This window comes from Streptococcus sciuri, assembly GCF_024814375.1.
In the GTDB taxonomy this organism is placed as follows: Bacteria; Bacillota; Bacilli; order Lactobacillales; family Streptococcaceae; genus Streptococcus; species Streptococcus sciuri.
The window spans coordinates 81548-94552 of record NZ_JANUXX010000005.1 but is presented as its reverse complement, the minus strand read 5'-3'; the positions used below and the strand labels follow the sequence as shown (position 1 = coordinate 94552).

At 38.7% G+C, this 13005-nt stretch carries 10 protein-coding genes; 6 read left to right on the top strand and 4 right to left on the bottom strand.

All coding sequences use genetic code 11. The features are described from left to right. Window positions 1–140: 140 nt before the first annotated feature. Window positions 141–2093: a threonine--tRNA ligase gene (gene thrS / locus NXS10_RS05205; RefSeq protein WP_259138424.1), complete on the top strand. Its 1953-nt coding sequence runs from the start codon at window positions 141–143 to the stop codon at window positions 2091–2093. A gap of 60 nt (window positions 2094–2153) precedes the next feature. Here thrS and NXS10_RS05200 read toward each other — a convergent pair whose 3' ends face one another. The 4 genes from NXS10_RS05200 to NXS10_RS05185 are packed head-to-tail and all read right to left on the bottom strand — an operon-like array spanning window position 2154 to window position 5108. Then, window positions 2154–2804, bottom strand: coding sequence for an amino acid ABC transporter permease (locus NXS10_RS05200; protein ID WP_259138421.1), 651 nt, complete (start codon window positions 2802–2804; stop codon window positions 2154–2156). 9 nt (window positions 2805–2813) lie between these two features. After that, window positions 2814–3518 carry an amino acid ABC transporter permease gene (locus NXS10_RS05195; protein WP_259138418.1) on the bottom strand — a complete coding sequence of 235 codons (705 nt, stop codon included), beginning with the start codon at window positions 3516–3518 and terminating at the stop codon, window positions 2814–2816. A 14-nt stretch (window positions 3519–3532) separates the two neighbouring features. Further along, window positions 3533–4336 (bottom strand): transporter substrate-binding domain-containing protein, encoded by an 804-nt coding sequence (locus tag NXS10_RS05190; RefSeq protein ID WP_259138414.1) that lies wholly within the window; start codon window positions 4334–4336, stop codon window positions 3533–3535. 1 nt (window position 4337) lies between these two features. Next, entirely contained in the window at window positions 4338–5108 is a 771-nt protein-coding gene (locus tag NXS10_RS05185; RefSeq protein WP_259138412.1) for an amino acid ABC transporter ATP-binding protein, read from the bottom strand. Between the two features lie 626 nt (window positions 5109–5734). Between NXS10_RS05185 and yycF the strand changes: the two genes are divergently transcribed. The 5 genes from yycF to smc all read left to right on the top strand — a co-directional run bounded on the left by yycF (window position 5735) and on the right by smc (window position 12940). Then, window positions 5735–6445: a response regulator YycF gene (yycF, locus tag NXS10_RS05180; RefSeq protein ID WP_259138409.1), complete on the top strand. Its 711-nt coding sequence runs from the start codon at window positions 5735–5737 to the stop codon at window positions 6443–6445. Next, entirely contained in the window at window positions 6438–7784 is a 1347-nt protein-coding gene (vicK, locus tag NXS10_RS05175; protein ID WP_259138406.1) for a cell wall metabolism sensor histidine kinase VicK, read from the top strand. The genes yycF and vicK overlap by 8 nt, the downstream gene beginning before the upstream one ends. A 2-nt stretch (window positions 7785–7786) precedes the next feature. Then, window positions 7787–8599, top strand: a complete 813-nt coding sequence (gene walJ / locus NXS10_RS05170; RefSeq protein ID WP_259138404.1) for an exodeoxyribonuclease WalJ — start codon at window positions 7787–7789, stop codon at window positions 8597–8599. Between the two features lie 111 nt (window positions 8600–8710). Next, a complete protein-coding gene (rnc, locus tag NXS10_RS05165; protein ID WP_259138402.1) occupies window positions 8711–9403 on the top strand; it encodes a ribonuclease III in 693 nt (230 codons plus the stop codon). Continuing rightward, the gene (gene smc, locus NXS10_RS05160) at window positions 9404–12940 is read left to right on the top strand and encodes a chromosome segregation protein SMC (RefSeq protein ID WP_259138400.1); all 3537 of its coding nucleotides are present in this window, start codon (window positions 9404–9406) and stop codon (window positions 12938–12940) included. Window positions 12941–13005: the final 65 nt, after the last annotated feature.

Here is a 13005-nt window from a genome sequence, read left to right as displayed (position 1 = left end):
ACCTCCGCTACTATTATCAGCGGAAAATGTAGGTCTAGTCTTTTGAGAACCTTGATCTAAACATGATAGAGTAAAAGCATGAGTAACTACGTTTTTTGATAGCTTGATATATAAAACTAACACTTTAAAGGAGACACTTTATGATTAACATTACTTTTCCCGATGGTGCTGTGCGTTATTATGATGATGGCAGTACAACATTTGATATTGCACAATCTATTAGTAATTCCTTGGCAAAAAAAGCCTTAGCTGGGAAGTTAAACGGTAAATTGATTGATACGACCCGCCCTATTTATGAGGATGGTAGTCTTGAGATTGTTACACCAGATCATGAGGATGCACTTGCTCTTTTGAGACATTCAGCTGCTCATCTTTTTGCACAAGCAGCACGTCGTCTTTTTCCAGAAATTCACTTGGGAGTTGGACCTGCTATTCAGGATGGTTTTTACTATGATACGGATAACGAAGCAGGACAAATCTCAAATGAAGATTTAGCACGTATCGAAGAAGAAATGAAAAAAATCGTCAAGGAAAATTTTCCAAGCATTCGTGAGGAAGTCACTAAAGCAGAAGCGCGTGAGATTTTCAAGAATGATCCTTATAAACTTGAGCTTATTGAGGAACATTCTGAAGATGAAGGAGGACTTACCATTTATCGTCAAGGTGAGTATGTAGACCTTTGCCGTGGTCCACATGTTCCGTCAACTGGACGCATTCAAGTCTTTCATTTATTGAATGTTGCGGGAGCTTATTGGCGAGGAGATAGTAACAACGCTATGATGCAACGTGTTTATGGGACAGCTTGGTTTGATAAGAAAGATCTCAAAAATTATCTCAAGATGCGTGAAGAAGCTAAAGAACGTGACCACAGAAAATTGGGAAAAGAGTTGGATCTCTTTATGATTTCTAAAGAAGTGGGACAAGGTCTTCCTTTCTGGTTGCCAAATGGTGCGACAATTCGTCGTGTATTAGAGCGCTATATTACGGATAAAGAGTTGGCAGCTGGTTACCAGCATGTTTATACACCACCTTTGGCTTCTGTTGAGCTTTATAAAACGTCTGGACACTGGGATCATTATAGAGAAGATATGTTTCCAACTATGGATATGGGAGACGGTGAGGAATTTGTCCTTCGACCAATGAATTGTCCACACCATATTCAAGTCTATAAAAATCATGTACGTTCTTATCGTGAATTGCCTATTCGTATTGCAGAGCTTGGTATGATGCATCGTTATGAAAAATCGGGTGCGCTTTCAGGACTTCAGCGTGTACGTGAGATGACACTTAATGATGGTCACATTTTTGTAGCACCAGAGCAAATTCGCGACGAGTTCAAAAAGACATTGCAATTGATTATTGATGTTTATAAAGACTTCAATCTAACAGACTACCGTTTCCGTTTGTCTTATCGTGATCCTAAAGATACACATAAATACTATGACAATGATGAAATGTGGGAAAATGCACAATCTATGCTTAAAGCTGCACTTGATGATATGGGTGCTGATTACTTTGAAGCCGAAGGTGAGGCGGCTTTTTATGGACCAAAACTAGACATCCAAGTCAAGACAGCTCTTGGTAATGAAGAAACTCTTTCAACTATTCAGTTGGATTTCCTCCTACCAGAGCGCTTTGATCTCAAATACATAGGAGCAGATGGTGAAGAACACCGTCCTGTCATGATTCACCGTGGAGTTGTTTCAACGATGGAGCGCTTTATTGCTATTCTCATTGAAACTTATAAAGGTGCTTTCCCAACTTGGCTAGCACCTCATCAAGTGACGGTTATACCAATTTCAACAGAAGTTCACCTTGATTATGCTTGGGAAGTGGCAAAAGCCTTGCGTGATCACGGCGTGCGTGTTGATGTAGATGAACGCAATGAAAAGATGCAGTATAAAATTCGTCAAAGTCAAACACAGAAAATTCCATACCAACTCATTGTCGGAGATAAGGAGTTAGCAGAAGGGACGGTCAATGTTCGTCGTTACGGCTCAAAAGCTACAGAAGTGCAGTCTATAGAGGACTTTGTTAATACTATTTTAGAAGATATTGATCGTAAATCTCGTGTTGAAAAAGAGGACGAGTAAGACATTAAAAAACGAACTGTTTAAAAAGCAGTTCGTTTTTTAATAGCTAGTGTGTATCAGTTATTCTGCTGCCTGTGCCCAGCGTTTGGCTAAGTAGCGTGAAAACAGGGAGATAGTAAAATTGATAGCGAAGTATAGTCCGGCAACAATACCGTAAAGGATGAAAACTTGATTGGCTTCAAAGTATCGTCCCATCAAGATTTGACTCTTTCCAAATAACTCTTGGATTGCAATAACAGAGTAGAGGAGCGATGTATCTTTGATGACAGTCACAAACTGTGAGATGATAGCAGGCAACATCTTGCGAAAAGCTTGTGGAAAGACGATATAGATGAAAATCTGATAGTTGGTAAAGCCTTGCGCAAGCCCAGCCTCAGTTTGTCCATGGTCAACAGCATTGAGTCCCCCACGGATAATCTCAGCAAGTGCTGCTGATGTAAAGACTGTAAAGGCAGTGATACCAGCAGGTACAGACTTCATTTGAAAGACTAAGAAAATAATGAAAATCCATAGCAAATTTGGCACATTACGCACAAATTCAATATAGATACTAGCTAACAGTTTAAAAAGACCGTTGTGACTATTGCGCATGACAGCTAAAATAGTTCCAAAAATAGTGGATAATACAATAGCAAAAAATGAGATATAGAGTGTCAATCCCAACCCCTTTAGGATAAAGAGGAGATTGCTCTGAGTTAAGACTTGTGACATAATCTCTCCTTATAGTGAATACGAATCTTTATTGGCTTCTTCCATGCGACGTGCCCAAGTGGCAAGTGGGAAGCACATGATAAAGTAGAGAACAGCCGCTCCGATAAAGGCAGGCACGTAGTTGGTCGTATCGTATGCCCAAGCTTTTGCGACAAACATGATGTCAGCTCCAGAGATGATGGCAACTGTTGATGTGTTTTTAATAAGATTAACCACCTGGTTGGTCATTGGAGGAAGGATGGTTCTAATAGCTTGTGGCAAGATAATTATCCCCATAGTCTGTGGATAAGTAAAACCTTGTGACAAGGCAGCCTCAGTCTGTCCCCGCGGTACAGCCTCGATACCTGATCGGATAACCTCAGCGATATAGGCTCCATGGTAGATACCTACACAGATGATTGAGGTAAAGAAAGCGTTAATCATGATATTACCATTTGATACAATAGCTAAACCGTAGTAGACCACCACAAATTGAACTAAGAGGGGAGTGTTTTGGAAAATTTCAACGTAGATACGTGCAATAGCACGCAAGAGTTTGTTTTTAGTAGATGACATGGCACCAAAGAGGATACCTAGCAGCAGTGCTAGAATCAAAGCGCCAATAGACATTCCGAGAGTATAGATAAATCCCTTTACAAATGTACCAAAGTTGGCAAAAAAATCAGCCCAACGTGACAGTGCAAACGGACTCGCAGTTGAAGTTAAATATACCATTAGGCGATTCCTCCTTATGAATTGGATTTTGCAGGGGTGAGATTGTATTTTTTGTAGATTTTCTCAAGACTGCCGTCTTTTTTCCATTTGGAAATGAACTTGTTGATGTAGCTTATGATTTGAGTATTGGATTTTTTAGTGGCGATTCCATATTCTTGCGTATTAAAGCCATCCTTTAAGATGGTTGTTTTTGAGCTGACATAACCAGAAAGGATAGACTTATCTACTGAAAAAGCGTCAATACGTTTAGCATAAAGGGCAACGGCTAGCTCAGGATAACTGCCAAGCTGCATGTACTTAAAAGTCAGATTGTTCTCTTTAGCATAAGTTTCAAGGCTGCTCTTAGTGGTTGCTCCTTGGGAGACGCCGATAGTTTTACCATTCAAGTCAGAGATTTTGGTAATACCACTGTCTTTACGAACGAGAAAACCAATTTCATCGTAGTAGTAAGGATTTGAGATGCTGTAGTTTTGTTTGCGCTCGTCTGTGATGGTGTAGGTTCCGATAAGAATATCGATTTGCCCATTATCCATCAAGGGTTCACGTGTTTGTGTTGTGACAGGTACAAAGCTGATTTTGACTCCCATAGCTTTTGCGATTTTTTTAGCAATGTCAATTTCCATACCTTCGTAGGAGTTGCTATCAGCGCTGTAGTAGCCAAAGTTTGGAACGTCCTGTTTGACACCAACCTTTAAGACACCTGTTTCTTGGATTTTTTTGACTTGTGCTGGGGTGCTATCCGCCTTGACAGCTGTCTGTAAAGTCACAAGCAAGGCGAGAAGGGTTAGGATAGCGGAGGCTAGTTTTCTTTTTTTCATACTATTCTCCTTTGGCATTGACACGTTCACTAGTGTGGTTGATGATATTACTCAAGAACTGTTTAGCACGTGGTTCTGTTGGAGCATCAAAGAAACCATGGACATCAGTTGTATCTACTAGAATCTGTCCGTCAGCCATAAAGATAATACGATCAGCCACTTCACGAGCAAAGCCCATCTCGTGGGTAACGACCACCATATTCATACCTTCACGAGCAAGATTTTGCATGACAGTAAGAACATCTCCGATAGTTTCAGGGTCAAGTGCAGATGTTGGCTCATCAAAGAGCAATAGTTTAGGATGCATAGCAAGCCCACGAGCGATAGCAACACGTTGCTTTTGCCCCCCAGAGAGCATACCTGGATAAGAGTCTTTACGATCCCACATATTAACATAGGTTAAGTATTTTTCAGCTGTTTCTTCGGCCTCTTTTTGTGAGATTCCTAAAACTTTAATAGGAGCAAGTGTAACATTTTCTAACACCGTTTTATGAGGGTAAAGATTGAAATGCTGGAAAACCATGCCGACTTCTTTACGAAGTTGAACCAAATCTTTATTAGAAGCATTGGCCAGTTCATGTCCATTGACGATTAAACTTCCTGTTTCGATAGATTCAAGCGCATTCATGGTACGGATAAGAGTTGACTTACCAGACCCAGAAGGTCCTAGTAAAACAACGACTTGCCCTTCTTCGATATTGAGATTAATGTGGCGAAGTGCATGATAATCACCATAGTATTTGTCGACATTTTTGTATTCGATTAATGCCATAGTATTCCTCCTACTTTTTTGTAATAAAACAGAAACCATCTGTTAGGTTTTATAACACAATTATTGTAACATAGAACAGTATAGCTGTCAATGTATTCAAAAAAAATTATAAAATCGATAATATTGTTGTTACACATAAGTAAAACTAGGTATGTTATCCTAAAAAAGTTATATCATCCAGTTAGAGAGGGATAAAAGCTAAATCAGCAACTCCCCTGACAATTCAACAATAAAAGAGCCATAACTAGCAGATATTGCTAAAAATGGCTGTTTTTTTCTTATTTTCTCGCTGAGAATGAAGGTTGAAAAAATGGTGGTGCTAGGAATTGCACTGTTAACTAGAAAGGTATTTGTGGTGTAATAGATTCATTAGAAGGTTCACTATGGTTGAATTTACTCTTGAACTTTTCGCTAACGATACCTTCAAAGGACTCAAATCTTTGAAGGAAAATCAGGTTGAAGTAAAGGTGTTTACAATTATCACATCATTATTTAGATAATATAATAAAAAAAGTCTATCAGTGTATTTATCGTTGAAAATTTGGTATACTATAATTTGTATTTGTACTTGAGTAATTTTTATCTGCTTGTTTTATTCTCCAATGGACGACCAATAGGAGGGCGATATGAAAAAAATTTTAATTGTCGATGATGAGAAACCTATCTCAGATATTATTAAATTTAATTTAACAAAGGAAGGTTATAGTGTTGTCACTGCTTTTGACGGTAATGAAGCGCTAGAACTTTTTGACAAAGAAAGACCGGATCTTTTGATCTTGGATTTGATGTTGCCAGAAAAAGATGGACTTGAAGTAGCGCGAGAAATTCGTAAGACCAGCTACGTACCTATTATCATGTTATCAGCAAAAGATAGTGAGATTGATAAGGTTATTGGATTGGAAATCGGTGCAGATGACTATGTGACCAAGCCTTTTTCAAATCGTGAGTTATTGGCGCGCATTAAAGCGCACTTACGCCGTACGGAAAATATCGAGTCTGCTGTCACCGAAGAAAACAACGAAGCTAGCTCAAATATTATTATCATTAATAATTTGCAAATCGTACCAGATGCTTTTGTAGCACGTAAATATGGCGAGGATATTGAGTTGACACATCGTGAGTTTGAATTGTTGTATCATTTGGCAACACATATCGGTCAGGTCATGACACGTGAACACTTGCTTGAGACAGTGTGGGGATATGATTATTTTGGTGATGTGAGGACGGTTGATGTGACGGTACGTCGCTTGCGTGAAAAAATCGAAGATACACCGAGTCGCCCAGAATACATACTGACACGTCGTGGCGTCGGTTATTATATGAAAGATTATGGCTAATACCTTTGAAAATCTTAAAACGTTTGAGTTTGCACTCCTTATTTTACTTGCTTTTGTAGGGATTTATTTTATCTTTTTGACTTATCGTGATATTCGTCTGGTCAAAAATTTGCATTTGCTTACAGATAAAGTTCGAGGGATGATAGAGGGACAGCAATCCCTTGATATCAAGCTAAAAGGTGAACCTGAGATAGTTGATCTTGGTGAGACGCTAAATGAACTTGATAGAGTTTATCAAAAAACACACGATAATTTAGCTCAGGAAAAAAATCGTCTCTCAAATATTCTCACTTATATGACGGACGGCGTCTTAGCAACCAATAGTGTGGGACGTATCACTATGATTAATGAAAAAGCACAAAAGCAGTTCAATCTTTCTGAACAAGAAGCATTGGGAAAATCCATTATAGCTATTTTAGGGGATGATGCTGATTATTCCTTTCGCGAGCTGGTGGAAAAAACACCAGAGTTGACACTTTATCGTCGAGATGAGATGGGCGAGTTTATAACACTACATATCCGCTTTGCTAAAAATCGTCATGATAGTGGCTTTGTTACAGGTCTTGTTGCAGTTTCACATGATGCGACAGAACAGGAAAAAGAGGAACGTGAACGCAGACTTTTTGTATCCAATGTTAGTCATGAGTTACGAACACCGTTGACCTCTATCAAATCTTATCTGGAAGCATTGGATGAAGGAATACTAAAAGAAGAAGTCGCTCCTAGCTTTGTCAAAGTGTCGCTTGATGAGACCAATCGTATGATGCGTATGATTTCAGATTTACTAGCACTGTCTCGTATTGATAACCAAGTGACAAAGCTCGAAATTGAAATGACTAATTTTACAGCCTTTATCACGTCTATTCTCAATCGTTTTGAACAAATCACAGCACAGCAGTCTGCATCGAAAAAAATTGATATCCTCCGTGATTATCCTTTGAGTCCAATTTGGATAGAGATTGATACAGATAAGATGACGCAAGTACTTGACAATGTCTTAAACAATGCCATCAAGTATTCTCCAGATGGTGGGAAAGTGACTATCAGTATGCAAACAACTGATAGTCAGCTGATTTTGTCCATCTCTGATGAAGGTTTAGGGATTCCAAAGAAAGATTTGCCTTTGGTGTTTGATCGCTTTTACCGTGTGGATAAGGCTCGTAGTCGATCACAAGGTGGTACAGGCTTGGGTCTATCTATTGCAAAGGAAATTGTGAAACTTCATAAAGGCTTTATTTGGGCAAAAAGTGATTATGGAAATGGTTCAACTTTTACAATTGTTTTGCCGTATAATAAAGAAAGTGCTATCTATGATGAATGGGAAGAAGAGGAAGAGTAAGCATGCTTGAAGAGAAAGGGTTTCGGTATAGTATTTTAGCTTCAGGTTCTAGTGGTAATGCCTTTTATGTTGAGACACCTAAGCAAAAAATCTTGATTGACGCAGGATTGACTGGTAAAAAAATTACCAGTCTTTTAGCTGATATTGGACGCAAGCCTCAGGAATTGGATGCTATTTTAGTGACGCATGAGCATTCAGATCATATTAAGGGAGTGGGTATTCTTGCTCGTAAATACAAACTCGATGTTTATGCCAATGAAGCCACTTGGAAAATCATAGACGACAAAAACATGATAGGAAAGCTTGAAGTTGCTCAAAAACATATCTTTGGGCGTGATAAGATGCTTACCTTTGCTGACTTAGATATTGAGAGTTATGGGGTGAGTCATGATGCTGCTGACCCACAATTTTACCGTTTGATAAAGGATGATAAGAGCTTTGTTATGTTAACGGATACAGGATATGTTAGCGATCGTTTAGCCGGTTTGATTGAAAATGCAGATGCTTACTTGATTGAGTCCAATCATGATATTGATATTTTGCGCTCAGGCAGTTACCCTTGGAGTCTCAAACAGAGAATTTTGTCTGATAAAGGGCATCTCTCCAATGAAGATGGTGCGGAAACTATGATTAGAACTATTGGACGGCGCACTAAAAAAATCTATCTTGGACATTTGAGTCAAGAAAATAATATCAAAGAATTAGCGCATATGACGATGGAAAACCAACTCATGTCAGCAGATTTCGCTGTTAATAGTGATTTCAAGGTCTTAGACACATCGCCAGATCATGCGACCCCTTTGACACAGATTTAAAAAAGACGATGTGAAGAGGTCTTTCAAAAATAGAGCCTCTTTTTCATTGTGAGATATTTTTGGTATAATTTAGAAAAGACTTTTATATAAAATAAAAGGGAGATAAAAATAATGAAAACGTTGGAAGAAAAATTGAACGTAGATTATGGCATCACCTTCGATGACAAAAAACTATTGGATACAGCCTTTACACATACTTCTTATGCTAATGAACATCGTCCCCTAAAGATTTCACATAATGAGCGCTTGGAATTTTTAGGAGACGCTGTTTTGCAACTGTTAATTTCGCGTTATTTGTTTGAAAAATATCCTAAAAAACCAGAAGGTGATTTGTCTAAGCTACGCTCTATGATTGTGCGTGAGGAAAGTCTGGCAGGTTTTTCATGTGATTGCGGATTCGATGCTTATATAAAGCTTGGTAAAGGAGAAGAAAAGTCAGGTGGACGCAAGCGTGTTACAATTTTAGGTGATTTGTTTGAAGCCTTTTTGGGAGCGTTATTACTTGATAAAGGTGTAGATGTGGTTGAAGCTTTTCTTAAGCAAGTGGTCATTCCCCGAGTTGAAAATGATAATTACCAAAAGGTGAGAGACTATAAAACAGCACTTCAAGAGCAATTGCAAGTCAATGGAGATGTGGTGATTGATTATCGTGTCACTAAAGAGTCTGGTCCAGCTCATGCAAAAGTATTTGAAGTGAGTGTCTTTGTAAATAACAAAGCAATCAGCTCTGGGAGTGGTAAGTCTAAAAAACAAGCAGAACAATCGGCTGCTAAAGAAGCACTTGATCGACTGAGTGAGGACTAAATGTTTCTAAAAGAAATTGAGTTGCAAGGTTTTAAGTCCTTTGCAGATAAGACAATAATTGCGTTCGATAAGGGAGTGACTGCCATTGTTGGTCCCAATGGTTCTGGGAAGAGTAATATTACGGAGAGTTTGCGTTGGGCGCTAGGAGAGTCTAGTGCGAAAAGTTTACGTGGTGGAAAAATGCCAGATGTTATTTTTGCAGGAACGCAGAGCAGAAAGCCACTAAACTATGCCTATGTTGCAGTGACGCTGGATAATAGTGACCAGTTTATCAAACATTTAGATAATAGGATACGTGTAGAGCGTCGTATTTTTAGAAATGGGGATAGTGAGTATCTCATTGATGGTCGTAAGGTTCGTCTACGAGATGTCAATGAGTTGTTCATGGATACAGGACTCGGACGTGATTCGTTTTCGGTCATCTCACAAGGACGTGTTGAGGAAATTTTTAATAATAAACCGCAAGATCGTAGGGCGATTTTTGAGGAAGCTGCAGGTGTTTTGAAATATAAGACGCGAAAAAAAGAAACACAGACCAAGTTGGATAAAACGCAGAATAATCTTGAACGCTTAGAAGACATTATCTACGAGCTTGAAACACAAGTCACCCCTCTCAAACATCAAGCGGATACAGCTAAGCGCTTTCTAGCATTAGATGATGAGCGAAAAGTCCTTGATTTAGCGATTTTAGTTGAGGATATTGAGGCACGAAAAGCTATTCTTAACACGCAAAAAGAAGAATTGGCAGTTGTAAAGGATAGTTTATCTGTTTATTATGATACACGTCAGAAATTAGAGGTGAAAATCCAAAAACTCAAGGATAGACGCCGTAGCTTGACAGATAAAAATCTGTCAAAACAAAAGGAGCTTTTAAATGTTACTCAACTAGTAGCGGACTTGGAGCATCAGATTGAAGTGACAAAATTGGCTGTTAAACAATCCACTCAAAAAACGACTCAGCTAACAGAACAAGCTAAAAAAATTGAGGAAAATATTGAACAAATAGAGAGTGAACTGAACGATAAAACAGCGACTTTAACAAGGTTGAAGGAAAAGTTTGAGCAGGAAAAGGCAAATATCGCAAGGCTTGAAACTGACTTGGAGCAATATCGTCATAATCCTGATAAGCTCATTGAGCAGTTACGAGAACAGTTTGTGGTTTTATTGCAAAAAGAAGCAGAACTTTCTAACCAAAAAACAGCTCTCGAAGCGCAAAAAGAGAGTCAAGAGCAGCAGTTTGCTTTCAGAAAAGAAGAAATGCAACAATTGGCACAAGAAATCTCTAAACTGAAAGAAGAAGAAACAAGGCAACAAGCGGCATTAGAGAGCGCTAGTCAGTCTGTCAAAGATTTATTAGAGCAGTATCAAGAAAAGGTAAAATTGTTCAAAAATGTAGAGACAACATACCAAGAAAGACAGGATGATTTTTTTCAACAAATGGATAAAATCAAGTCTAAAAGAGCGAAAAAAGCGAGTCTTGAATCTATTTATAAAAATCACAGCCATTTTTATGCAGGTGTCAAGGCAGTCTTACAAGAAAAGAATTTAGTTGGTATCATTGGCGCAGTCAGCGAACATCTCTCTTTTTCGCCACGTTACCAGATAGCACTGGAGGTGGCGCTCGGTGCTAGCAGCCAGCATATCATTGTGGAAGATGAAGAGGCGGCAAAACAAGCAATTGCCTTTTTGAAACAATACCGAAAGGGGCGGGCAACTTTTTTGCCTCTAACCACGATTTCTTCTCGTCAGTTGGCCTCGCAACAGCTAGAGGTTTTGGAGACTAGTAGAGGTTTCTTGGGGGTTGCTAGTCAACTGATGAGTTATGATCGTAAGTTATCTCATATTATGAGCTATCTTTTGGGCTTGACAGCAATTTTTGATACTATTGAGCACGCTAATCAAGCTGCTAAACGTCTGTCTTATCGTGTACGTATAGTAACCTTAGATGGTACTGAGATTAGAACAGGAGGTTCTTTTTCAGGCGGTGCTAGCCGTGGGAATAATACGACCTTTATCAAGCAAGAGTTAGACCAAATTAGTCAAGAATTGAAGAGTTTAGAAAACTATCAGATTACTTGTGAGCAGGAAGTAGCAATGTTAAAAACAAAACTTGAGTCAGAAAGATCTGAACTTGCTGTTATCAAGGAAGATGGAAACCAAAAAAGACTAGATGAGCAGGCTATCAGTCTTTCTTATCATCAATTAAAAGAACGTTTAGCAGACGTTGAGGATACTTATCAAACACTAAAAAATCATGATGAAAAAGAACATAAAACTTCTTTTGATGCCTTGTGTCAAGAGATAGATGCGCAATTGAAGCAGCTAGCGCAAGAAAAAATAACCCTTTCTCGTCAAATTGAACAACTTAAAACGGACAAAGATAGCTTTGAGGCAGATGCAGCACGTCTTTCTGAACAATTATCGCAGGCAAAATTGCAAGAACGTGAGTTAGTCAGTGAGATAAAGTTTGAAAAAGCAAATCAAGATCGCCTGCAAATGGATCAAAAGACCTATCAAACAGAACTTAGCAGTTTGACAAGAACCCTCACGCATCAAAAGCAATTAGATGATACACTCTTACCGCGCTTAAAAAAACAGCTGGATCAGGCAAAAGATCGTAAAAGCAGTTTGGAACAAGAGCAGATTAGTGTGCGTTTTGAACTAGAGGATATCGAAGCACAGGTTGATGAGACGAATCAGTTGCTAGCTCAAAAAAGCCAACAAAATGAGCAGTATATCCGCCAACAAGCACAGATTGAAGCGCAGATAGAGACTGCCAAAAAGCATTTGCGTCAATTCGCATATAGATTGAGTGAGGAATATCAATACACCTTAGAAGATGCTAAAAAAGAAGCACATAAGCTTGATAATCTTGCAATCGCAAGAGAGCAGCTACGCCAACTCATTCATCAAATTAAAAACTTGGGTCCTGTTAATCTGGATGCTATTGAGCAATTTGAAGAAGTTAGTCAGAGACTAAATTTTTTAAATACCCAAAAAAAAGACTTGGTAGATGCTAAGAATCTTCTGTTGACAACTATTTCAGATATGGATGCAGAGGTTAAACAACGCTTTAAATTGACATTTGAGGCGATTCGAGAAAGTTTTAAGCAGACTTTTACGCAAATGTTTGGCGGAGGAAATGCAGACTTGACATTGACTTCTGAGGATTTTCTTGAGACGGGTATTGAAATATCCGTGCAACCTCCAGGAAAAAAAATTCAATCACTCAATCTTATGTCTGGTGGTGAAAAAGCCTTGTCGGCTCTTGCTCTGCTATTTGCCATTATCCGTGTAAAAACCATACCTTTTGTTATCTTGGATGAGGTTGAGGCAGCTCTAGATGAAGCGAATGTTAAGCGTTTTGGAGACTACCTTAATCACTTTGATCAATCTAGTCAGTTTATCGTTGTTACGCATCGTAAAGGTACGATGGCAGCAGCAAATAGTATCTACGGTGTGACCATGCAAGAGTCAGGTATTTCGCGTATTGTTTCTGTCAAACTAAAAGACGCTGAAGAGTTAACAACAACTTAGATACAATTGAGAGGTAAAAAATTTCCTAACTATTGAGGAAATTTTTTATATGTTCAAAAATGAAA